At 59.9% G+C, this 24,047-nt stretch carries 18 protein-coding genes and 1 pseudogene; 7 read left to right on the top strand and 12 right to left on the bottom strand.

The window, feature by feature from the left end; translation table 11 throughout:
• Positions 1-6: 6 nt before the first annotated feature.
• From GWK36_RS00220 to GWK36_RS00190, 7 genes are all read left to right on the top strand, one after another.
• On the top strand, positions 7-603 hold the full coding sequence (locus tag GWK36_RS00220) for a type IV pilus inner membrane component PilO (protein WP_166269055.1): 597 nt from the start codon (positions 7-9) through the stop codon (positions 601-603).
• Positions 600-1,145, top strand: a complete 546-nt coding sequence (locus GWK36_RS00215; RefSeq protein WP_246237600.1) for a pilus assembly protein PilP — start codon at positions 600-602, stop codon at positions 1,143-1,145. The genes GWK36_RS00220 and GWK36_RS00215 overlap by 4 nt, the downstream gene beginning before the upstream one ends.
• Before the next feature lie 100 nt (positions 1,146-1,245).
• On the top strand, positions 1,246-3,489 hold the full coding sequence (locus tag GWK36_RS00210; protein WP_166272260.1) for a type IV pilus secretin PilQ: 2,244 nt from the start codon (positions 1,246-1,248) through the stop codon (positions 3,487-3,489).
• A gap of 55 nt (positions 3,490-3,544) precedes the next feature.
• Complete coding sequence (aroK, locus tag GWK36_RS00205; protein ID WP_166269035.1) at positions 3,545-4,069, top strand: shikimate kinase AroK; 525 nt, start codon at positions 3,545-3,547, stop codon at positions 4,067-4,069.
• Positions 4,070-4,100: 31 nt separating this feature from the next.
• Complete coding sequence (gene aroB, locus GWK36_RS00200; RefSeq protein ID WP_166269033.1) at positions 4,101-5,168, top strand: 3-dehydroquinate synthase; 1,068 nt, start codon at positions 4,101-4,103, stop codon at positions 5,166-5,168.
• A gap of 165 nt (positions 5,169-5,333) precedes the next feature.
• Positions 5,334-9,989 carry a glutamate synthase large subunit gene (gene gltB, locus GWK36_RS00195; RefSeq protein ID WP_166269031.1) on the top strand — a complete coding sequence of 1,552 codons (4,656 nt, stop codon included), beginning with the start codon at positions 5,334-5,336 and terminating at the stop codon, positions 9,987-9,989.
• The gene (locus GWK36_RS00190; RefSeq protein ID WP_166269029.1) at positions 9,982-11,448 is read left to right on the top strand and encodes a glutamate synthase subunit beta; all 1,467 of its coding nucleotides are present in this window, start codon (positions 9,982-9,984) and stop codon (positions 11,446-11,448) included. The genes gltB and GWK36_RS00190 overlap by 8 nt, the downstream gene beginning before the upstream one ends.
• Positions 11,449-11,896: 448 nt before the next feature.
• Here GWK36_RS00190 and gspD read toward each other — a convergent pair whose 3' ends face one another.
• The 12 genes and pseudogenes from gspD to GWK36_RS00130 all read right to left on the bottom strand — a co-directional run bounded on the left by gspD (position 11,897) and on the right by GWK36_RS00130 (position 24,034).
• Positions 11,897-14,083, bottom strand: coding sequence for a type II secretion system secretin GspD (gene gspD, locus GWK36_RS00185; protein ID WP_166269027.1), 2,187 nt, complete (start codon positions 14,081-14,083; stop codon positions 11,897-11,899).
• Positions 14,084-14,121: 38 nt separating this feature from the next.
• Complete coding sequence (locus GWK36_RS00180; RefSeq protein ID WP_166269025.1) at positions 14,122-14,706, bottom strand: type II secretion system protein N; 585 nt, start codon at positions 14,704-14,706, stop codon at positions 14,122-14,124.
• The gene (gene gspM / locus GWK36_RS00175) at positions 14,703-15,308 is read right to left on the bottom strand and encodes a type II secretion system protein GspM (protein ID WP_166269023.1); all 606 of its coding nucleotides are present in this window, start codon (positions 15,306-15,308) and stop codon (positions 14,703-14,705) included. Before gspM ends, GWK36_RS00180 begins: the two co-directional genes overlap by 4 nt.
• The gene (locus GWK36_RS00170; RefSeq protein WP_166269021.1) at positions 15,305-16,378 is read right to left on the bottom strand and encodes a PilN domain-containing protein; all 1,074 of its coding nucleotides are present in this window, start codon (positions 16,376-16,378) and stop codon (positions 15,305-15,307) included. The genes gspM and GWK36_RS00170 overlap by 4 nt, the downstream gene beginning before the upstream one ends.
• A gap of 223 nt (positions 16,379-16,601) precedes the next feature.
• Positions 16,602-17,390: a ParA family protein gene (locus GWK36_RS00165; protein WP_166269019.1), complete on the bottom strand. Its 789-nt coding sequence runs from the start codon at positions 17,388-17,390 to the stop codon at positions 16,602-16,604.
• Positions 17,391-17,572: 182 nt separating this feature from the next.
• Complete coding sequence (locus tag GWK36_RS00160) at positions 17,573-18,847, bottom strand: methyl-accepting chemotaxis protein (RefSeq protein ID WP_166269009.1); 1,275 nt, start codon at positions 18,845-18,847, stop codon at positions 17,573-17,575.
• Positions 18,848-18,878: 31 nt separating this feature from the next.
• Positions 18,879-19,247, bottom strand: a complete 369-nt coding sequence (locus GWK36_RS00155; RefSeq protein WP_166269007.1) for a response regulator — start codon at positions 19,245-19,247, stop codon at positions 18,879-18,881.
• 2 nt (positions 19,248-19,249) lie between these two features.
• Complete coding sequence (locus GWK36_RS00150) at positions 19,250-19,492, bottom strand: hypothetical protein (protein WP_166269005.1); 243 nt, start codon at positions 19,490-19,492, stop codon at positions 19,250-19,252.
• The gene (locus GWK36_RS00145) at positions 19,492-22,191 is read right to left on the bottom strand and encodes a chemotaxis protein CheA (RefSeq protein ID WP_166269003.1); all 2,700 of its coding nucleotides are present in this window, start codon (positions 22,189-22,191) and stop codon (positions 19,492-19,494) included. Before GWK36_RS00145 ends, GWK36_RS00150 begins: the two co-directional genes overlap by 1 nt.
• Positions 22,188-22,571: a response regulator gene (locus tag GWK36_RS00140; RefSeq protein ID WP_246237599.1), complete on the bottom strand. Its 384-nt coding sequence runs from the start codon at positions 22,569-22,571 to the stop codon at positions 22,188-22,190. The genes GWK36_RS00145 and GWK36_RS00140 overlap by 4 nt, the downstream gene beginning before the upstream one ends.
• Positions 22,568-23,398, bottom strand: a pseudogene (locus GWK36_RS00135) (CheR family methyltransferase). Before GWK36_RS00135 ends, GWK36_RS00140 begins: the two are co-directional and overlap by 4 nt.
• 15 nt (positions 23,399-23,413) lie before the next feature.
• Complete coding sequence (locus GWK36_RS00130; RefSeq protein WP_166269001.1) at positions 23,414-24,034, bottom strand: HEAT repeat domain-containing protein; 621 nt, start codon at positions 24,032-24,034, stop codon at positions 23,414-23,416.
• Between the last annotated feature and the right edge of the window lie 13 nt (positions 24,035-24,047).

Genomic DNA, 24,047 nt, shown 5'->3' with positions numbered 1-24,047 from the left:
CGGCGCATGGATCTCAATGAACTCAACCAACTTGATCTCAACAATTTTGGCGAATGGCCGGTTCAGGTCAAGGTCATTGCCATTCTGATCGTCTGCATTGCCCTGGGTGCAGCGGCCTATTATTACGACACCAAGCCCTTGCTCGAGGAGCTTGCCAGCCAACAGCAGAATGAACAAGAGCTGCGCAAGACATTCGAGGTCAAACAGCAAAAAGCAGCCAATCTTCAGGCCTATCGTGATCAACTTGCCAAGATGCAAGAGCTATTCGGCGCCATGCTCAAACAATTGCCGAATAAGGCCGAGGTTGCTGCACTTCTGATCGATGTCTCCCAGACTGGATTGGCCAATGGTCTGGAGTTTGAACGCTTTGAACCGCAAAACGAGCTGACACAAGAGTTTTACGTAGAGTTGCCGATCATCATCCGGGTGCGCGGTCAATATCATGACTTTGGCCGTTTTGTCAGCGGTCTAGCGGCCCTGCCGCGGATCGTGACGATCCATAATATCCAGATCTTGGGTGGAAACGAGAAAGGAAATCCTGAGCGTCTAGCGATGCAGGCCACCCTTAAGACCTATCGTTATCAAGAGGAGGGTGGCAAGTGATTCCACCGCGACCCTCTTTCATCTCTTGGGTATTAGCCCTCTTATTACTAACACTCTTATTACTAACAGGCTGTGGATATCGGGATACGAGCGATCTCGACTCCTATATCGCCCAGGTCAATGCCCGTCCACCTGGACCGATCGACCCCATCCCTGAACCTCAACCGGTCGAGACCTTTGTCTATGAGCCAGGCGAGCGTCGGGATCCCTTTCGATCGGACGTCAAGGAACAGCCTCTAGAGGAGGATCTCATCGTCGAAAGCGGACCTGCCCCTGATCCCAATCGTCCGCGCGAAGAACTCGAAAGCTATCCGCTTGATTCACTCCAGATGGTCGGTACTCTTGAACAAGAAGGCATTCGTTGGGGATTGATTCGCACGCGGGATGGCGTCATACATCGCGTCACTGTCGGCAACTACCTGGGCCAGAATCATGGCCAGATCGTCGAAATCGAATTGGATGCCATCCATCTCAATGAAATCGTTGCTGATACCCCTGGTCATTGGCGGGAGCGTTCGGCCACGATCGCACTGACTAAATAACACCCGAGGAAGACCCATGAGCATTCAATGGCAGAAGGTGCGGGCGATATTCGATGGGTGCATTGCCAACAACAGGTGTGACCAGCTGGTTGTCTTCGCTATGCTGATAACCCTGGCTGCCCCGATCTGGGCGGTTGACCTTCAGGAGGTCAAATTTTCCAGCCTTCCCGGCCAGCAGATCGAGATCCAACTCGCTCTCAGCGCCCCCATCCCCGAACCCCAGACCTTCGCGACCGAATCGCCCGCACGCATTGCCATGGACCTACCTGGCGTGACCAGTCGCCTCGCCAGTAAATCGGTACCCATTGGTCTTGGAGCGGTCCATAGCTTGGTCGCGGTCGAATCCGGCGGACGCACCCGGGTGGTGTTGAACCTCACTGATCCGGTCCCTTATCAAGTCAGCACCCAAGGTAATCAGGTCATTATCAAGGTCGGTGAGCAGAGACAGCCAGTTCCTTCTGCCCCAGTTGCTGGACAGTCGGCTCGCGCCCAGACGCCGAATGCTCAAAACCCAGAAACGCCAGCCTGGACCCAACCAGCACGGGTGCGTCAGGGACCGCATGCAGCACCTGAGGTCCGCGACATCAGCTTCCGCCGCGGTCCAACGGGCGAGGGGCGGGTGATGATCAAACTGCCTAGCCCGCAGACGCGTGTCGCAGTGCGTCAGGAAGGCATGCACCTCCTGGTCGATCTCTATCAGACCAGCCTGCCGCAGCAGCTCTATCGGCGGCTCGATGTTGTGGATTTCGCCACGCCGGTAACCATGGTCGAGTCTCGGCCGAAGGGGCAGAACGTCGAGGTCGAGGTCCAAACCCAGGGCGACTATGACTACATGGCCTATCAGACCGAAGACCTGTTCACCCTGGAGATCCGCGCCCTGACGCCAGCGGAAAAGGAAGAGCTGGCGCGCAAAAAGGTCGTTTATGAAGGTGAGCGGCTGTCACTGAACTTCCAAGATATTCCCGTCCGCTCGGTGCTTCAGATCTTGGCCGACTTTACCGACATGAACCTGGTGGCGAGCGACACCGTCCAGGGCAATATCACCCTGCGCCTAAAGAACGTTCCCTGGGACCAGGCGCTCGACATCATCCTTAAGGCCAAGGGCCTGGCGATGCGCCAGGATGGTAATGTGATGCGGATCGCACCGGCCCAGGAGCTCGCCGCTCAGGAACAGCTCGAGATGGAATCGATGCAAAAGATCGAGGAACTGGCGCCCTTGCGCACTGAATTTATCCAGGTCAATTATGCCAAGGCAGCGGATATCGCGGCTGTTCTGCTCGGTTCGGGGCGGGGTAACGGCGGCGGGGCGCAGACGGCCAGGCGGCGCAATACCCAAGCGCAGGGGGCCGGGGGGATGGATCAGGTGGCAGCTGCTGCAGGGATTCCGGACCGGGGGATCCTATCGCTCCGCGGTTCGATCACCGTCGATGAGCGCACCAATACCCTGATCGTTCAGGATACCCTGGCTGCACTCGAGGCTGTACGCCGGGCGGTTAAACTGCTTGATGTCGCAGTGCGCCAGGTGATGATCGAATCGCGTGTGGTCATTGCGAGCAATAATTTCGCCCGTGATCTGGGCGTCAAATTTGGTATCTCGGGGTCGGCAGGGAAGTTCGGCAGCAATGAGATCCTGATCGGCGGCGGGCAAAGCGGCGGTATTGCCCCGAGCGACTATGATTCAGGCCCATTCGGGCTCAATACGGGGGGGACGCGTTATAACTCCACCCTTGCCGGCGCGGATGGCAATGCAAGCCTAATCACCAATCTCCCCGCGGTCTCACCCTCAGGATCAATCGACTTTTTGATCGGCAAGGTGGGATCTTACCTCGTCCAGCTTGAGCTCTCGGCCATGCAGCGCGAAGGGCGCGGCGAGATCATCTCAAGCCCACGCGTCGTGACCGCCGATAAGCATAAGGCGACGATCAAGGTCGGTACCGAAATCCCTTACCAACAACAGACCGGCCAGGGTAATACAAATGTTTCATTCAAAGAGGCGGTATTACAGCTCGACGTCACCCCCCAGATCACGCCGGATGACCGAATCATCATGGATCTTGAGATCAACAAGGACAACCCCGACTGGTCGCGCAGCGTCCTGGGCACACCCCCGATCGACACCCGTTCGATCAAGACCAATGTCCTAGTGGACAATGGGGAGACGGTAGTCTTAGGCGGGGTCTTCGAGCGCGAGAAGACCTTCAATAAGGAGCAAGTGCCTTGGTTAGGCGATATGCCGGTCTTGGGGCGGTTGTTCAAGAAGGAGGCGCGCAACGATCAGAATACCGAGCTTCTGATCTTCGTGACCCCCAAGATCCTCAAGACCGACCTGATAGAGAAACGATGAAGGGCACACGCTCTTGCTCTTGCCTCGAGCGTCGAAATTGGGCATATTCTATGCCATGATTCGCGCACAAAATATCTTTATTGTCGGTCCCATGGGCGCAGGCAAGAGCACCGTGGGCCGTCAACTGGCCGAGGCCCTGTCTTATACCTTCAAGGATAGCGACCAGGAGATCCAGCGGCGCACCGGGGTCGATATCCCGACCATCTTCGAGTATGAAGGTGAGGAGGGATTTCGCGCCCGTGAGCGGCAGGTCATCTCCGAGCTGGTTGCCGAAGAGCGCATCGTACTTGCGACCGGTGGTGGCGCAGTACTGAATCCAGATAATCGCCGCGATCTGGCCGCGCGTGGGGTGGTGATCTATCTCTATTGCAGCCCTGACCAGCAATATGCGCGCACGGTGCGCGATCGCAACCGCCCCTTGCTCGAAACCGATGATCCCCTTCAGCGTCTGCGCGCTCTGATGGCTGAGCGCGATCCGCTGTATCGTCAGATCGCGGATCTCGTCGTCTCGACCGAAAAACGCGGTACGAGCTCAGTGGTCAAAGAGATTTGCCGTCGGCTGAAATCCGAGGCCGTCTGATCGCTGACACGTCGTTAGGTCCTGTTCCAAGGTGAAGACACTCCAGGTTGCACTCGGGGCGCGCAGCTACCCCATCTATATCGGCGCAGGCCTGCTTGCACGCCATGAGCTTTATCGCCCGCATCTGCGCGGGTGCCAAGTCATGATCGTCACCAATGAGACGGTGGGGCCGCTCTATCTTGAATCCGTCCAGGCAGCGCTCCAAAGCCTGGACGTGCGCTCGTCTATCCTGCCCGATGGCGAGTGCTATAAGACCTTGGATGTCTGGGCGCGGATCTTTGATGACCTTTTGGCGGCGCGTTTTGCCCGCGACTGTACTCTGATCGCCTTGGGTGGCGGGGTGATCGGTGACATGGCGGGATTTGCGGCAGCCTGTTATCAACGCGGCATCGATTTCATCCAGGTCCCTACTACCCTGCTTGCCCAGGTCGATTCATCCGTCGGCGGCAAGACCGGCATCAATCATCCGGCAGGCAAAAATATGATCGGCGCCTTTCACCAGCCGCGCGCCGTGATCGTCGATACCGAAACGCTGAAGACACTCCCTGACCGCGAGCTTTCAGCTGGGTTGGCCGAGGTCCTCAAATATGGCTTCATCCGCGATGCAGGCTTTCTTGTCTGGCTCGAGTCAAACATGTCTAGGCTCCTAGCACGCGATCCCGAGGCCCTAAGCCTCGCCATCGAGCGTTCCTGTCAGATCAAGGCTGAGATCGTCGCTGAGGATGAGCGTGAGTCGGGCAATCGGGCGCTTCTGAATCTCGGCCACACCTTTGGCCACGCCATTGAGACCGGTTTGGGCTATGGCGCTTGGCTGCATGGAGAGGCGGTTGCGGTGGGTATCTGTCTAGCGGCAGCCTTATCCGCCCGGCTTGGCTGGTTGACCGATGCCGAGGTCGAGCACACCCGCCGTTTGATCGCAGCCGCCGGGCTGCCCACCTATTTACCCCAGGAACTGACGCCCGAACGGATGCTCGAATTGATGGCTGTCGATAAAAAGGTCTTGGGCGGCCAGCTGCGTCTTGTGCTGCTTAGGCACCTGGGTGAGGCCGTCATCACGAGTACATTCGGCGAGGACGCGCTTTACGCGAGCCTTGCCTGAAGATAGGCAAGGTCCGCTGGCCGGTTGGCACGCCTTCGCTGAGGGCGTTATTATTAAATGTTACCGGCGAAATAGGGGCGGTTTGCCAACCGCCCCCCCTTTTTTTCGCGTCATACCGCCTCCCGGTCGGCATCCATTCACCCCAGGTATCAACGAGGTCAGGTGATGAGCCTTCGTGCCCTACCAGCCGCGCAGGGTCTCTATGATCCTGCAAATGAACGCGACGCCTGTGGCGTCGGTTTCATCTGTCATATCAAGAATCAGAAAAGCCATGCCATCGTCGAGCAGGGGCTGGAGATCCTCAAACGTCTGACCCATCGCGGGGCGGTGGGCGCCGATCCCAAGGCCGGTGACGGGGCGGGCATTCTGGTGCAGCTTCCAGATGCCTTCTTCCGCGCGGTGCTCGATTTTAACCTGCCGCCGCTGGGGGAGTACGGGGTGGGCATGGTCTTTCTGCCCAAGGATGCCGCAGCGCGCGCCCAGATGATCGCAACCGTCGAGCGTTATCTGAGCGAAGGCGGCCAGCGGGTCTTGGGCTGGCGCGATGTACCGGTCGATAACAGCGATCTCGGCGAAAGCGTCTTGCCAACCGAGCCAGTGGTGCGCCAGGTCTTCATCGCGCGCGGGTCAAACTGCCTAGACCAGGACAGCTTCGAGCGCAAGCTATTCGTTATCCGCAAGCGCATGGATAATGCCATCCGCGCCGCGGGTTTCAAAAAGACCGACTATTACGTCGTGTCGATGTCATCGCGCACCATCACCTATAAAGGGATGCTGCTTGCCCATCAGGTCGGCCAGTATTACCTAGACCTCAACGATCCGCGTTTCGTCTCGGCCCTGGCGCTGGTCCACCAGCGTTTCTCGACCAACACCTTCCCGACCTGGGATCTCGCCCAGCCGTTTCGCATGATCTGTCACAACGGCGAGATCAATACCCTGCGCGGCAATCTCAATTGGATGGCGGCGCGCCGCCATACCATGCGCTCCGAAATCCTGGGAGATGATCTCAATACCATCTGGCCGCTGATCCCTGAGGGTCAGTCGGACTCGGCCTGTTTCGACAATGCCCTGGAGCTCCTGGTGATGGGTGGCTATTCACTCGCCCATGCCATGATGCTCCTGATTCCTGAGGCCTGGGCGGGGAATAACCAGATGGACCCCGCCCGTCGCGCCTTCTATGAATATCACGCGGCGCTCATGGAGCCTTGGGACGGTCCAGCAGCGGTGGCCTTTACCGATGGTCGGCAGATCGGGGCCACTCTTGACCGCAATGGTCTGCGTCCGGCGCGCTATCTGGTGACCAAGGACGACCTGGTAATTATGGCCTCAGAGATGGGGGTTCTAGACATCCCTGAGAACCGGATCGTCAAAAAATGGCGCCTGCAGCCCGGCAAGATGCTCCTCATCGACCTCGAAGCCGGACGGATCATCGACGATGATGAACTCAAATCCAAGCTAGCTGCGGCCCAACCCTATCGCGAGTGGCTGGCTAAGACCCAAATCCATCTGGATGAGCTTCCCACCGATGTCGCGCCCATGGCCCCGGATGCCGATACCCTGCTCGATGCCCAGCAGGTGTTCGGTTATACCCAGGAGGACATCAAGTTCCTGCTGATCCCGATGATCTTGACAGGCCAAGAGGCGGTGGGGTCGATGGGCGCGGACAACCCGCCCTCGGTCCTCTCCAGGCGGCCCAAGCATCTATCTACCTATTTCAAACAGAACTTCGCTCAGGTCACCAATCCGCCGATCGATCCGATCCGCGAGGAGCTGGTGATGTCATTGGTGTCCTTGATCGGCCCGCGTCCAAACCTGCTGGGTCTGAACGAGGCTGGCAAACACTGGCGTCTGGAGGTCAGTCAACCGATCCTGACCAATCAGGACCTGGAACGTATCCGGCATATCGAGGACAACTCGGGTGGGGCCTTTCGCACCAAGACCTTGCCGATCGTCTATCCAGCCAAGGAAGGGGCCGCTGGTATGGGGGGGGCGCTCGAGCGCTTGTGTCAAGAAGCCGAAAGGGCGGTCCTGGATGGCTATAACATCCTGATCCTCTCGGACCGCGACACCAACAGCGACAACATCCCTATCCCCGCGCTCCTGGCAAACTCGGCGGTGCATCATCATCTGATCCGGCAAGGGCTGCGTACCAGCTCCGGTCTGGTGATCGAGACCGGCGCGGCCTTTGAGATCCATCATTTCGCCACCCTGGTGGGTTATGGCGCCGAGGCAATCAATCCGTATCTCGCCTTTGACACCATCCAGTCGCTGTTACCGAATCTTCCTGAGCGCCTGACCTTCGAAGAGGCCCAATATCGCTATATCAAGGCGGTCGGCAAGGGGCTCCTTAAGGTCATGTCCAAGATGGGCATCTCGACCTTTCAGTCCTACTGCGGGGCGCAGATCTTCGATGCCGTAGGGCTCAACAGCGCCTTTTTGGAGCGTTATTTCACCGGCACCCAAGGGCGGATTGAGGGGATTGGGCTTGCTGAGGTCGCAGAGGAGGCGGTGCGCTGGCATCAGCAGGCCTATGGCGATGCCCTGTTCTATCGCAAGCATCTAGATGTCGGCGGCGACTATGCCTATCGGGTGCATGGTGAGGATCATGTGTGGACGCCCGAGACCATCGCTAAGCTGCAACATGCCACTCGCGCCAATGACGCCAAGACCTTCGTCGAGTTCTCGCGCCTGGTCGATGAGCAGAACGAGCGCCTGTTGACCCTGCGCGGGCTGATGACCTTCAAATGGGCCGATGAGCCGGTGCCGCTCGCTGAGGTCGAACCGGCCAAGGAGATCGTCAAGCGTTTTGCGACTGGGGCCATGTCCTTCGGCTCGATCAGCTATGAGGCGCATTCGACCCTTGCCCGCGCGATGAATGCGATCGGCGGGAAATCCAACACTGGCGAGGGTGGCGAGGAGCCCGAGCGTTATCAGCCCCTTCCCGATGGTTCGCCCAATCCAGAGCGCTCGGCGATCAAACAGGTCGCCTCAGGGCGCTTTGGGGTCACCACCGAGTATCTGGTCAATGCCGATGACATCCAGATCAAGATCGCCCAGGGCGCCAAGCCCGGCGAGGGCGGCCAGTTGCCTGGGCACAAGGTCAATGCCCAGATCGCGCGCGTGCGTCATTCAACGCCCGGCGTGGGATTGATCTCGCCGCCGCCACACCACGACATCTATTCAATCGAGGACCTGGCCCAGCTCATCCATGATCTCAAGAACGTCAATCCCCGGGCGCGCATCTCGGTCAAGCTGGTCTCCGAGATCGGGGTCGGGACGGTAGCGGCGGGCGTGGCCAAGGCCCATGCCGATCATGTCACTATCGCCGGCTATGATGGCGGGACGGGGGCAAGCCCTCTGACCTCGATCAAGCATGCAGGCTCACCTTGGGAGATTGGCCTGGCTGAGACCCATCAGACCCTGGTGCTCAATCGCCTGCGCGGGCGCATCTGTGTCCAGGTCGATGGGGGCTTGCGCACTGGGCGGGACGTGGTGATCGGGGCACTGTTGGGCGCCGATGAGTTTGGATTTGCTACCGCCCCCCTGATCGTCGAAGGCTGCATCATGATGCGCAAATGTCACCTCAACACCTGTCCGGTGGGGGTAGCGACCCAGGATCCCGAGCTGCGCAAGAAGTTCAGCGGCAAGCCCGAATATCTCATTAATTATTTCTTCTTCATCGCCGAAGAGGTGCGTCAACTCATGTCCAAACTGGGTTTTCGCACCATGAACGAGATGATCGGGCGCTCGGACCGCTTGGAGATGCGCCGAGCCATCACCCATTGGAAGGCACATGGGCTCGATTACAGCAAACTGCTGGCCCAGCCCGTTGTCCCCGCAGAGGTGGCGCGTTACAACTGCGAGACCCAGGATCATGGGCTGGACAAGGCGCTCGATCATGAGCTGATCCAGCGGGCCCAACCTGCGCTCGAATGCGGTGAGCCGGTGCGTATCGCGATCGCCGTCAAAAACTACAACCGCACCCTGGGGGCCATGCTCTCGGGCCAAGTGGCCGAGCGCTACGGACACGCGGGCCTGCCCGATGACACCATCCATATCCAGGCCAAGGGTACTGCGGGTCAGTCCTTCGGTGCCTGGCTCGCGCATGGCGTGACTCTGGAGCTGGAGGGTGAGGCCAACGACTATGTCGGCAAGGGGCTCTCGGGCGGGCGGATCATCATCTATCCGCCGCGAGATTCGGGGATCGGGCGCGCCGAGGACAATATCATCGTCGGCAATACCGTGCTCTATGGTGCGATCAGCGGCGAGTGCTTCTTCCGCGGGGTGGCTGGCGAGCGCTTCTGCGTGCGCAACTCAGGTGCTACAGCGGTGGTCGAGGGCGTGGGTGATCACGGTTGTGAGTATATGACCGGCGGGGTCGCGGTGGTGCTCGGGCCTACGGGACGCAACTTTGCCGCCGGGATGTCGGGGGGGATCGCCTATGTCCTCGATGAAGATGGGCGTTTTGCCGAACGCTGTAATCAGGCAATGGTCGAGCTCGAGCCCATCCCCGAGGAGGATCTCGCCCTTGAACTCAATGGGCACCAGGGTGGCGATCTCGAGACCCACGGGCTCGTCGATCTCATTCGCGACATGTCGGGCCATGATGCCCTGCGCCTGAAATGGCTCATCGAACGCCATCATCGCTATACGGGCTCGGTGGTGGCCGAGCGGGTCTTGGCGGATTGGAATCGTTATCTGCCGCGCTTTGTCAAGGTGATGCCAGTCGATTATCGGCGGGCCCTTGCCCAGATCAAATCGCGTCAACGGCTACCGCCGCGTACCGCTAAGCCTCTGAAGGGGGTTGTCGAACATGGGTAAACCAACCGGATTTATGGAATATCCGCGCACCGATCGGCGCTATGCGCCGGTTAGCGATCGGGTGGTGCATTATGACGAGTTCATCATCCCGCTCTCCGAGGCTGAGCTTCGGCAACAGGGGGCGCGGTGCATGGATTGCGGCATCCCCTTCTGCCATCAGGGCTGCCCGGTCAATAATCTCATCCCGGATTGGAACGACCTGGTCTATCGCGGCGACTGGCAGGCGGCGATCGATGCTCTACATGCGACCAACAACTTTCCCGAGTTTACCGGGCGTATCTGCCCCGCGCCCTGCGAGGCCGCCTGTACCCTGAACCTGCATGATGCACCGGTCACCATCAAAACCATCGAGTGCGCCATCGTCGATCGCGCCTGGGAGGAGGGCTGGATTAAGCCGCAGGTGCCCAAGCATCGTACCGGTAAAAGGGTCGCGATCGTCGGCTCGGGGCCGGCGGGCCTGGCCTGCGCCCAACAATTGGCCCGTGCTGGTCACCATGTTGCCATCTTCGAGAAGGCCGACCGAATCGGCGGACTGTTGCGCTATGGCATCCCCGATTTCAAGCTCAACAAGAAGCTCATCGACCGGCGGCTGGCGCAAATGCGCACCGAAGGGGTGGAGTTTCACACCAATGCCCACGTCGGTGTCGATATTCCAGTCAGCCGTTTGCGTGCCGAATACGACGCCCTGGTGCTCGCCGGCGGGGCCGAGCAGCCGCGTGACCTCGATGTCCCTGGGCGCGAACTTATGGGTATCCATTTCGCGATGGAGTTCTTGAAGCGCAACAGCCAGCGCGTCCAAGGGGTCTATGTCCCGGATGAGGAGTTCATCAGCGCTGCCGGTCGGCATGTCCTGGTCATCGGCGGCGGGGACACGGGTTCGGATTGTATCGGCACGGCCAACCGCCATGGTGCGGCCTCGGTGACCCAGGTCGATATCCTTGACCGCCCGCCCGAGCGCGAAAACAAGCTCCTGACTTGGCCCTATTGGCCGAACCGCCTGCGCACCTCGAGCTCACAGGAGGAGGGCTGCACCCGCTTGTGGAACTTCTCGACCAAGGCATTCATCGGCGATGCCGAGGGGCGGGTCAAGGCCGTGCGCTACTGCCAGGTGCGTTGGGACAAGGACGCCGATGGACGCTGGCGGATGGAAGATGTTCCTGGGAGCGAAGGTGAGCTGAAGGCCGATCTGGTGCTATTGGCGATGGGTTTTGTCCATCCCGTGCATGCTGGCATGATCGAGGCGCTCCAGCGCGAGGCTGGACTTAAACTCGATGCGCGCGGCAATGTCCGCGGCGCCACCGAGGGGCCGAATGCCTATCAGACCTCGGTCGAAGGGGTCTTCTGCGCTGGCGATATGCGCCGCGGCCAGTCGCTCGTCGTCTGGGCTATCCGCGAAGGTCGCCAATGCGCGCGCGCCGTCGATCTCTGGCTGATGGGGTATTCGGACCTGCCTGAATGAGCTACAGGGCTTAAGCGCTATAGGGTGCGTCATACGCACCCTACTTGATCCTTCTATGAGATTGCTTCGGGGCTCAAGCCCCTCGCAATGACAAAAGAAGCTCTGAATGAGCTCAGAGCTTCCGCGGCACAGGGATGTGCCGCCATTTTTCAACGACTCATGGTCGTTGAAAAATGAAGCCGACCTGCCTGCGCAGGCAGGTCGAGGATCACACTTTTCGATTGGCGTGATCTGAGAAGTCCAGGATGGACTCATTCAGATCTTCCCAAAGGAGTCATTGCGAGCGAAGCGAAGCAATCTCAGAGCATCCCCAAAGTGCAGCGGGGCGTTCTGTGAGATTGCTTCGTCGCTTCGCTCCTCGCAATGACCGGGGAATAGGCCCTGCGCACTGACCGGGAAGGGTACTCCTCTTTAGCTGTTGCTCGGTTAAAGGGGCTCTGGGTTAGGGTTAGAGACCGGTCTTGAGCCCCTGGAGCTTTTTGCGAAAGTCCTCGGTGACCGACTCGATATCCTGATCGTTGGCGATCACCTTGGGGGTGAGCACCACCAAAAGCTCGGTGCGGCTGGCGGATTTGGAGCTTTCGCCGAAGAGTGCACCGACGACCGGCAGGCTGTGGAAACCAGGCACCCCTTGCTTGCCGTCCGACTGGGAGTCCTCGATCAAACCGCCCAAGACCACTGCTTGATTGGAACGCACCGCCACTGAACTGGTGATCGTGCGCTTTTTGAACGAGGGCGAGTTCAAGGCCGAGGCGCTTTGATCGAGCACGGTACTGACCTCCTGCTCGATCTGCATCTGGACAAGCCCAGCAGGGGTCACCCGCGGCTTGACCTTGAGGATCACGCCGGTGTCCTTGTAAGAGATGGTGGTATAGGTGCGGTCGGTGGTCGAAAACCCCTCTTGCTGGGAGGTGGCGATCGGGACCTCTTGGCCTACCTGGATCTTGGCCGTCTGATTGTCCATGACCATGACCGAGGGCGATGACAGAACCTTGAGCAGGTTCTGACCGGCCAGGGCGCTTAAGGTGGCCTTGATCGTGTTGGGATCGCTGACCAAGGCCCAGTTGAAGCCAGGGAACATGGTCTTGATCCCCGATGCCTTGGCATCATCCAGTGTGCCATCGAATGAGGCGAAGCTCTTACCCTCCTTGCCCGGACCGAAGAGTTCCCATTGCAGGCCATATTTGAGATTGCCCGCCAGCGTGACCTCGACGATGGTCGCCTCAACCAAGACCTGGAGCGGCAGGATATCGAGCTGTTTGAGTGCATCCAGGATCTTTTGATAATCGCGCGGGGTGGCGCGGATCAAAAGCGAATTATTGATCGAATCGGCGACGATATTCACGGTCGAGGAGAGCTCGATCTCATGCGCGGTGGCCCCTTGGCGGGTCTGGTTTTGGGTGCTGTCATCGCTGCTGGTGGTCGTTGTGCCCTTGCTGGTCGTGCCCGTGGTGCTGCTCGTCGCCTTGCCCAGGCCAGGGGCGATGTTGCCGACGGTTGACTTGCGCTTGCTGCCAGTCCCGCCGAAGAGTTGGGAGAGCGTATCGGCCAGGCTTTCGGCATCGCTGTGTCTGACCCGATAGACATAGACCCGCTCCGAGCTATCGTTGCGCGCCTCGGCTAGATCCAGACGCTCGATCCAGGTCTGGACCTGTTCCAGATAGCGCGCCTGGGGTGAGACGACCAGGAGCGCATTGGCGCTCTCGATAGGGATGAAGTGGAAGATCCCTTTCAAGGGGTTGTTACCTTCCTCGGCCAGCAAGGATTCGAGCTGGGCAGCGACATCCTTGGTCTTGGCATATTCAAGCGGGAACAGGCCGACCGATAGCCCCGCCATCCAATCCACATCGAAGGCGCGGATGGTTTCGAGCAGGTTGGCCATCTCCGAGCCGGTTCCGGCAATGACCAAGAGATTGCGCAGGTTATCGACCCGGATGATGCTGCCCTCAGGGGCAAGGGGCTTGAGGATATTGCTCATCTCCTCGGCGCCGACATAACGCAGGGGCACCACCTGAACGCTATAGCCGCTCGGCAAAGGGCGATCCGAGTTACCAAGCTGCGGCGTCACTTGACCCTGCACGGCGTTGGCCAGCGGCACGACCTCATAGCGCCTATCTTTATATACAAGCGCCGCGTTATTCATCCGCAACAGGGTCTCAAGGGTGGGTAAGAGGTCCTCAAGGCGCAGCGGCCTCCCCGTTTGGAGCGAGACCGCCCCTTGCACCGCTGGATGGAGTACATAGTTGGCGCGCAGCAGATCCCCCAGGATGACCTTGACCACCTCACGGATATCCGTCCCGTCGAAATTGAGGGTGATGTCACCCGGCGCGGTATCCACCTTGGTCGGTGAGACCTTGCGCACGAATGCGCCGCTGCCGCGCTGGAGGATCTCGGCGCGTTTGGGCGGTTGCTCGGGCTCGCCGATGGCGATGGTTTCAGCAGGCAGGGTGCGCGGCTCGGCCTGTTTGGATTGCGCGTTATCCAGGATATGGCTACCTGGGGCGCCGACCTTGAGTGTCGGATCCCAGAGCGCCCGCTCGCAACCTGCGAGCCCAACAACCAGCACCAGCAAGAATAGGGACGGCAGACGGCGCGCGTGATCCAGGGTGAATGATGGCGATAGATCGAGATACATACGCTTAGCAAAAGACCGCTATGGCCTGATTTCGGTTATCAAGGCGGTTTCGGAGCGGTACGTTGGGGGGCACGCGGCGGGGTCCGCGGCGGGATCGGCCGTGTGGTTGGCGGGGCCGCAGTAGGCGGCGCCTTGGTATAGTCACGCAATAGTAGCGCATCCTGCTGGCCCTGTCGCTCGACGAGGATGCGATCCTCGAGGATTGCCCTCACCACCCAGCCTTGGACCTCATCGCCGACTCGCAGCCGGCGCACCCTGGGTTGAGCAGGGTCATGGACCCAGGCGAGTGCTGTCTCCGGCATGATCAGGACCGCCTTCAGATCGAGGGCATCCAAGGGCGCACCCTCGGCGGACGGGGGGGTGATAGCTTGGGCATCGGATGGGGGGTCGGGCTGGCGGTCTGGGCGAAAGAGCGGGCGTTCAGTAATCAGGGCATAGTTGTCGCGCTCTTCCCCGGAGTCTAACTGCGCTAACAGTTCGTTTGTATCTGGGTTGGCCGGCGTCGGCGCTGGGGGGGTAGAAGGCGCCGCCATATTGGACTTGAGCTGTGGCGACCAAAGCGTCCATTCCAGGGCCAGCAAGACCGTCAGACCGAGCACAAGGGCCGCCAAACCGAGCCTCATGGGTTGCTGCCCTCGAGTACGAAACCATAGAGATCCAGACGCAGCGTGAGGTTCCCACCCTGATCGGGCAAGGGGCGGCGCGCCATCGGGCTCGTCGCCTCCATTGGGCGTGCCGAAGAGCGCACCGAGAGCCGTTCGATAAACAAAAAGGGCTTAGCCTGATCCAGCCGCTGGAGCACTGCAAGCAGGGTATCGGTCGAACCCTGGATCTGAACCCGTACCCGGATACGCGGCGGGACCTCCTGGCCTTCTGGGGGTAGGATCTGGGTGCTGATCAGGCGCCCGCCTGCGACCCGAACGATCTCTTGGATCTGGCCTTGGACCTGGGCACCGGCGAGCGCCTGGGTCGGCGCCTTGAAATAAAAGGCGGCAAAGGTATTGTCAGCCCGCGCCTGTTCCAGCTCGGCGCGCAGGGTGGGCAATTGATCGACCAGCCGCCGATAGCGGGCGATCTGGTCGCTGCTCTGAGCAATGTGGGCATTGAGGGCGATGAGCCTGTTCAGCCAAGGGACCACGATCGCTACCAAGGCTAGGGCCGGTATCAGGATCAAGGCGGCCAGGATGACCAAACACCGGCGAGGCAGTGGCCAGGGGGTGTTCAAGGTCTTTCCCCGCTCGTATAACGAAAGCTGATGTTGAACCGCTCCTTGCCGGTTTGCGCGATCTGGGTGACCGGTGAGCCGAAGGCCACCCCCTCGATCAGCGGGGACTGTTCCAGGATAGCGATCAGGGCGCTGGCCTGGCCAGATTCGCCGCGGATCTCGATCTGTTCAGGGCCAAACTCGAGATTTTGTACCCAAGTGTCATTCGGAAGGCGCTCGGTCAGTTCGCGCAGAAGCTCCAAGAGCCTGGGCTGTTGGAGTTTGCGTTCGATGACCGCCCGGCTGCTTTGGCGCACGCGTTCGAGCTCTTGGCGCGTACGCTCGACCTCAGCAGCCTGGGCCCGCAGGCGTTTGAGCTGGGTGTCTAGGCGCTGGATCGTCTGATCGCGCTGCCATAAGGGGCTGAGCAAGACAGCAACAGCGAGCAATACGGCGATCGACCCCAGGGTGGTGGCAGCATTCAGGGCAAACCGGCGGGCCTGCGGGCGCCGTTCAGCGGGAAGCAGATTGGCCTCTGGCCAGGCACCCACCCAGGCGATGCGCTCGACCGGTGCCCCTAACGCCGCAAGCCGCTCGATCCAAGCCTCGACCTGGTCGCGCCGGCAGAGGGCGAGCTCGACCTGGATGCGCTCGGCTGACCTGGGACCGGGTAGCACCATGAAATCGAAGACCACATCCTCGGGTTTGAAGGGGGAGATGCGGTCGAGCTCGTAGCGCAGGACCTGGTGCAGATTGACGCGGACCTGAGCGGGGAAAGAGACCCGGCGTCTGAGCACGGACTCGGAGGGCAGATGGACCTCGATCCGCGGCGGGCGATCGTGCCTCTGCCCGCCGTTCATGCCCGGCAGATGCAGATCCCCATTCGGATCAAAGCCACCGAATACCTGAGTCTCGAGGCCAGCGACCAAATAGGCTCGCGCCTGTCCATCCTCGATCTGAAAGATCAGTCGGCGATGATAGCGGGCAAGCAACCGGCGCAGGCTCAGGGGCAGACAGCGGGCAACAGCATCGGCCAAATCGGCGCGCGCGCTGCCCTGGATGAACCGAGGCAAACCGATGTTAAGGGTCACTGACTTTGATGATCACAGGGTTGTTGGCGTTTCCCAGATCCCTGGTCGGTTTAACCAGGAAGACAAGGACTAATTTTAAGTGCAAGACCGCCTTGCTGCGACATGCCAGGCGTCGAGCCGTGGTCGTACAGCACCGACCTCTGTTCCTTCTGCGCTGAAGGGAAATATCCGACCGCTGCGATCAAATGGCAGATCAGTACCATCGATGATAGGCGGTAAGAGGTCAGGGTGATGCAGCGGGTGGATCTCCTGAACCAAAGCCCAAGGCCTCCCCCACTGCGGCAGCAAGCCGGTCTAGATCCTCTGCACCGCGGCTGGTGGGGGCATAAACGCGGATCGGCTGACCGGCGGCCATGGCCTCAGCGAACCGGATATCGGCGCGGATTGCCGGCAGGATGCGGGTTGTACCCAGCTCGCTCCCGATATGTGCGGTCACAGTCCGATGCAGGCGGATATGCGCGGCGGCTTGATTGGGTACGAATCCGAGGAGTTTTAGGCCGCGATTGTGGCGACTCATCACCGGGAACAAGGCACGGATCAACTGGCGTACCCCTTCAAGTGAGAGATAATGCGGGATATAGGGGACCAGGACATGGGTCGCGGCATAGAGTGCGTTCAGGAACAGGGTATCGAGCGAGGGTGGGGTATCGATCAGGATCAGGTCGAAATGCCGGCCTAGATCGCCCGGCGAAAGCGCCTGCCGGAGGCGATCGGGGTCGGGCGCGCAACGGCTGTGATCGAGCCTGGGATCAGCGGGGGCCAGATAGAGATTGGTGAACGCAGTCGGGCGGATGGCGTTAGCGAGCTTGGCTCGACGCTGAAGAAACAGTTGATGGAGGTTAGCATCACTGGCCTTGACCTCGAGCCCCAAACCCACCGCGCAATGGCCTTGGGAATCGAGGTCGAGGAGCAGGACCTGCAGACCGCGTGCAGCCAACTCAGCCGCGAGATTGACCGCTACCGTGGTCTTGCCCGTCCCGCCCTTACGGTTGGCGACGGCGAGGATCGGCATCGGCCTGGATCTGCCAATGATTCAACCTTGGCTTGCGCCCCTGGAGCAACACCCGCAACCCCTGCTGATACGAGGGCGGTTTGTCTCTATCGATTGCCAGATCCATTTCTGTCCCCTGAAATGCCCAAACTCAAAACGCCGCTTGACTCATTAACCCCGCGGCCTCGCGAATGGTTCCATGTTCAAAACAGTTCGATGGCGGGTCGGCTTTCGGATTCGAGCGCACTGCTGGTCACCTGGGCGTGGGTCAAGCGCTGGGTGTGCATCACATAGTCATCCTTGGTTTCATCGATCCGCTCTTCGAGGGGCGACCAATCGGGTCTTTCCCGATTGAGTGCACCCACCACGAGGTCAGCATGTGCGCTTAAACGGTCGAGCGCGGTTTGGACCTGTTCGATCTGCTGGCGGGCGATGTCTTGGAACTGCATCTGACCGAGGGCGGCAAGGATTACCCGATAGATCGCATCTATCGCCTGATTCGACTCACTGGTGATCTGGTTCAAATAGCGACTCACTTCTTCAAAGGCCTGGTTCATCCGCTCGAGCTCTTCTGTGATCTGCTGGACCTTGTAGGTCTCCTCCTCGGTGCGGGTCGCCGAGACGATCTCTGAGAGGTTTTCGTTGACCGTTTGAGTCATGGCGGCGATCGCGGTATTGATCTCTTGGGTAGCAGATTCGGTCTGTTGGGAAAGCTTTCTGATCTCATCGGCGACCACGGCAAATCCCTTGCCTGCCTCGCCGGCGCGCGCGGCCTCGATCGCAGCATTGAGCGCCAAGAGATTCGTTTGCCGGGCGATCTTGCGGATCATGCTGGTCAGACCTTCAAGCTGGGTGACATGATCAAGGACCTCTTGGATCCGCCGCCTGTCCTGCTCGATCTGGTTCGTTCGTTGTCTTTGATACTCGGCGATATCCTCCAGGATCTTGGCATTATCCTCCAGGCGTTTGCACTGGGCATGGGCGATGTCGCTGGCCTTGGACTCCTGGTCGCGCAGGGTATTGCGCAAGGCGAAGGCCTGCCCGCGGATATCTTCCAAGGTATGCAGGATATTCACGGTTCCCGATTCGGTGACCCGAATGGCCTCCTGGAGATGACTGCGCATCAGCTCTAGATAACGCGGCAAGGTTTGGAAATCGGTTTTGATCTGATTGAGGATCTGGAGGGTATTGATCCGCACATTGAGCCAGGCCTCTTGAATAAGGGTCTGGTCGCGGTAAATGCTGTGTTTGAGGATGTTGAGGACCCAATGCAAGACCCCAAGCATTCCCAAGACGATCAGTCCTACCACGATCGACTTGGTCAGGCGAAACGAGGGGGTGGCCAGGGTCTCGAGCCAGGGCAACAGCAGCCACATCAAGACGCCTGCAATAGTCGCGATGGATAGGCCGAGCGTCAGCAAGACCCAACGCTGGATGATCGGGGATTTAGACACGGCAAGGGCCTCACTGTAGCTCATCGCCAGGTCCTGCAGATTGGGGGGATACGGCTTAGGCCCCCGGCAGGACCTGTTTGATGACCTTTAAGAGATCCTCGCCGCCCACTGGTTTGACCAGCCAGCCGGTGGCCCCGAGCCTCTTGGCCTCGTCGCGCTTGGCGGCCTGCGACTCGGTGGTCAGGGCGAGGATCGGGGTAAAACGCAGGATGCTGCGGGCGTTTTGGATGAACTCGAGCCCATTCATGTTGGGCATATTGATGTCGGTGATGATGAGGTCCGGCTTGAAGCCGGACTTTAAGCGATTGAAGGCCTCCAGCCCATCCTTGGCCGTTTCTACTTGATAACCAGCAAGCTCCAGGGTCTGTTTGACGCTCATCAGCATCACGGTCGAATCATCGACGATGAGGATGGTCTTAGGCATGGTCATTCTCCTCCGTGCAGACTGTCTTTGATCCAGGCAGCGAGTTTAGGATCAGCGGGCCAGGCGTTGATCTTGGGATGGGCGGCTAGGAGTACCTGCAGATTGGCGGCATGGAGATGGGTGCAGTCGGCGAGATCGACCATACCCTCCGGATGCTGGATCAACCACTCCAGCAGACCCTCCGCCTCCTCGACCGAGAGGATCTCAGGTAAACGCGCCTGGGTGTCTGAATATTCGATCGGCATTACAAAAGACCTTTGGGATTCAAGACCATCAACACCGAACCATCGCCCAAGAGTGCGGTCCCTGCGTAGCAGGCAAGCTTACTGAGCTCACCGGGCAGCGGTTTGAGGATGACATCGATCACCTCGCGGAAATCATCGACCAAGAGCCCCACGACCTCGCTGCCGGCGCGTACCACCAAGACCGCCAGCTCATTCTCGGCATTGGGCCGGGGGGCGGCGGGGATGGCCAACAGGTCATTGAGCGCCACGAGCGGCACGATTTTACCGCGCAGCACAGCTGTACGGCGATGTTTGATCCCATGGATCTGGCCTTGCGGCAGGCGCACAGTCTCGACCACCGTATCCATCGGCATCCCGAAGATCTGGTCGTCGGACTCGATGATCATGACATTGGTCACCGCCATCGACAGGGGCAGAGAGAGGCGGATAATGGTACCACGCCCGACCTGGCTATGGAGCTCCACCGTTCCTCCTACCCTTTCTAAGGCTGTGCGCACCACATCCATGCCTACGCCGCGCCCTGAGAGATCGGTCACCTGTTCGGCAGTCGAAAAGCCAGGGGCAAAGATCAGGTTCTGGGCCTCTTGATCCGAGAGCCGTTCGAGCTGGCTCTCATCGATCAACCCGCGCTCGTAAACCTTGCGCTTGATCACTGCGGGGTCGATCCCGCGTCCATCGTCGCTGATCTCGATGAGGACGCGGTCGGATTCTTGCTGGGCGCGGATCAGCAGGCGACCAGCAGGCGGCTTGCCAGCGGCGCGCCGGATCTCGGGCAGCTCGATCCCGTGATCTAGGCTGTTGCGCACCAGATGGATCAGAGGATCGGCGAGCGACTCGATGATGCTCTTGTCTGCCTCGGTCTCCTCACCTTCCAGGACAAGCTCGATCTCCTTGCCCAGCTTGCGCGAGAGATCACGCACCAGGCGGGGAAAGCGCTGAAAGATGAAGGATACCGGCAGCAAGCGCACCTGCATGATGGCATCCTGCATCTCCTCGGCGATGCGGTTGATCACTGTATATTGTGCCTTGATCTCGCGGGCGAGCTCCCTGACGCCAAACTCATCCTCGGCGCGCCGCGCGAGATAGGGCAAGCTATTTTTGGTCACCACCATCTCGCCGATCAGGTTCATCAGGCGGTCGATCTTGGCCTGATCGACCTTGAGCACCCGGGCGCTGGGTGCATCCTCGGCGCGCCGTCCAAACCTGGGCTCCTCCTCGGGCAGGGTCCGCTCACCGAGGGCTAGCGCCGGTGGCGGGGAGAGAGGCTGGGGGTGCTCGGGGGCGTCTGTCGGCACGGCATTGTTGGGTGCAGCCGCGGGTTCCCCTACCGCTGCCCGCGGCTGGATCGTTTGTAACCAAACGGCCAGCGGGAGGCTGGAGCGTTCGGCAAGCGCTGCTGCAAGCGCCTGGTCGAGCTCGGGCGTGGCAAGACCGAGAGGGGTCAGCGCTGCGCGTAGGGTTGCCGCACATCCCTTGAGCCTGCCGGGGAGCCAATCGACCTGGTCGGGCAGTTCCAGAATCTGGCGTTGGACCGCGATCAGCTGCTCGATCAGGGCCAGCTCCTCTGAGCTCGGGGCGGGACGGTCGGGGAGGCGAACAGAGGGCTCTGCTGGCGCTAGCCCGGGGGCGGGGGCTTCGGGTACCTCCGGACAATCGGCCTGGATCCAAGCAGGCGCCTGACCGGTCTTGAGGGATGCGAGCAAACGCTGGATGGCAGATCTATCCTCCGGCATCTTATCGAGCAGCGCCATTAGCCAGCGTAAGACCGATGCTGCCCATCGCTTAGGCGCTGTCAACTCAAGCAGGGCAGCAGCAGCGGATCTCAGCTCCTCGAGCTCACCGCGTTCCACGAGATCCAGGGATTGCGCAACGAAGTCCTCATCCACAGGTCCGCCGCCTGGATCGCCCTGTGGGACAACGAGCGCCAGTGCATTCACCGGCTCGATCCGGATCTCATTGGGTACATAGCGGAAATGCTCTAGGATTGAGGCACGCGGGCCGCAGACGAGAAGATCGAAGGCCAGGGCGCATTGATAACAGTCGAGCTCGGCCAGCGGCGGCCAGCCCCCTGGATTCCAGGCGCGCCCCCAGACGAGCCCTGGGGTTTGGCGTGCCTGATAAAAGGGGTCCTCTCCTTTGAAGAAACAATCGGGGGCCGGATGGTAGAGGACCCGCCACACCGGATGATCCGGACCCATCGACTGAAAGGCAGAGAGACGCGCGCCCTCAGGCAACTCGGCGAGGGGGGGTGCCTCTGGCCAGGTCGGCGCCGCGGAGGGCAGCTCGGTGGTCTCTGGGTCAGTGCTGGGCGCATCTACTGGCATCAGTTCGCGCAATGCCAGGACATGCTCTTCAGCCTGTTCGATATGCAGGGGGTCGATGGCGCCGCTGGCTTCGATCGCGTCGATCTGGGCACCGACATAATCCATGGCATCGAGCAGACGGTCGGCGATCTCCTGGGAATAAGGTAGGCGCCGGCTGCGCACCGCATCCATCAGGTCCTCGCCGGCATGCAATACCCGGGTCATCTCAGGGAAGTCGAATAGCCCCGAATTACCCTTGAGGGTATGCACCAGGCGAAAGAGCTCATTCATCAGCGCCGCATCGTCGGGCTGGGACTCGAGTGCCATCAGCTTTTCGCCGATCTCCTGCAGGAAGTCGCGGGCCTCGATCAAGAACTGCTGGAGGAGTGGACTCATGCCGACCCTCCATATCCAAGCAGGATCCGACAGGCCAGGATGAGCTCGCGCGGTTTGATCGGCTTGATCAGGTAATAATTGGCACCGGCGATATAGGCTAGGTGTTGATCCTGGGACTTCGCTTCGGTCGAGATCATGATCGCTGGGACTTGGGGTAGATCCTGGCCTCTGAGCTCGCGCAAAAAGCCATAGCCATCGAGCTTGGGCATATTGATATCGACCAGATAGAGATCGAAGGGCTGGAGCAGTGCCCGCTCAAGCGCCTCGATCCCATTGACCGCCTCCTCCACTGCAAATCCTGCCTCTTCGAGGATGGTGCGGTGATAGAGCCGTACGGTCGCCGCGTCATCGACGATGAGAATGCGCGCCTGTTGCATCATCGCGCCTCCGGTTTTTGATAGACGATGGCATCCGGAAACTTGCGTACTCGAAAGAGCGCCGAGATGCGGCTCATCGACTCAGAATGACCCAAACAGATAAATCCGCCAGGATTGAGTGCATCATAAAAGACCTCCGCCGCTCGGATACGTGAGAGATCGTCGAAATAGATCAATAGATTGCGACAGAAGATGACATCGAAACTACGATAGGGACGGGTATCAGCCGGCTCATTGAGATTGACCCGAGTAAACTCGACCGCCTCGCGAAAATCATCGTGGATCTGATAATCGCCGTTGGCCAAGCGATCGAAATGTTTTTTAAGCAGTGAGTCAGGGATATGCTGCACCGAACGCGCTGAATAGCGCCCTTGGCGGGCTTTTTTCAGGATGTCCGTATCGATGTCGGATGAGATCAACTCGACATCCCAGTGCACGATCCCTGGTCAGTACTCGGTCAGATAGAGTGCGATCGAATAGGGCTCTTCGCCGGATGAAGAAGGGATCGACCAGATGCGGATGCGCGAGCCAGGGGTTTTACGGGCGATAATCTCTGGCAGAAGCGAATTGACGAGACACTTGAATTGATATTCCTCGCGAAAGAAATAGGTCTCGTTGACCGTCATCAGATTGGTCAGGGTTTGCAACTCCTCGCCCGATGCCTGGAAACGCAGCAGATTGAAGTAAGTGCGGAAATTGCCGCTTGCCGTTGCCTCGATCCGCTCAATCAGTCTTTTATCGACAAAATAACGTTTATTCTCGTCGAAGCGAATACCGGTCTTGCGATAGAAGAATTCCCGAAACTTCTGGAAATCTTCATCGGTGATCATCATTTCGGCCAATGATTACCCCGGGATGCGTTTGAGGGCCAGATCAACGGCAAAGGCGATATAGGGTTCGTCGCCGAAGCGCGCCTTGAGCGATGCCAGGGGTGCGAGGGCCGCCTCAGTACCGACTTCACCCAAAAGGTCAACGGCTGTGGCGCAGACATTGATGTATTCATCTTCGCTGATGACCTCGATCAGCCATTTCTCGACATCCGGGTGACGCAAGGATTCCAAGATATTCACCGCAAAGATGCGCACATCGGGATCGGGATCAGTCAAAAGCCTAGCCATGATCGGGGCCACGGCATTGGGCAAGAGCTTCATTGCCTCGATCGCCTCGTTGCGCAGATGGGCATCCTCGCTGCGGAGACACTGAACGAGACCGCTTACCGCGGTCTGATCGCCGATCTCGGTAAGGCTGAGCAGGATCGCCTCGCGCACGCTCACATCCTCTTCCACCGCCAGCCGTTCGACGAGGGCCGACGCGGATTCCGGGTATCCCGCCAGATCGCGCGCCGCCCAGCGGCGGGCAACCGGATTGGGATCGCGCAGTGACGCAATCAGGCCCTCGCGATCGCGCGGGCGGCGCCGCTCATCCTGTTGGACGCTTTCAACCGTTTGCTGCTTGACGATACCCATGCTTTCTCCCCGT

Source organism: Caldichromatium japonicum (assembly GCF_011290485.1).
GTDB lineage: Bacteria > Pseudomonadota > Gammaproteobacteria > Chromatiales > Chromatiaceae > Thermochromatium > Thermochromatium japonicum.
Note: the sequence above shows the minus strand (reverse complement) of the source record. Positions and strands in the feature narration are given on the sequence as shown.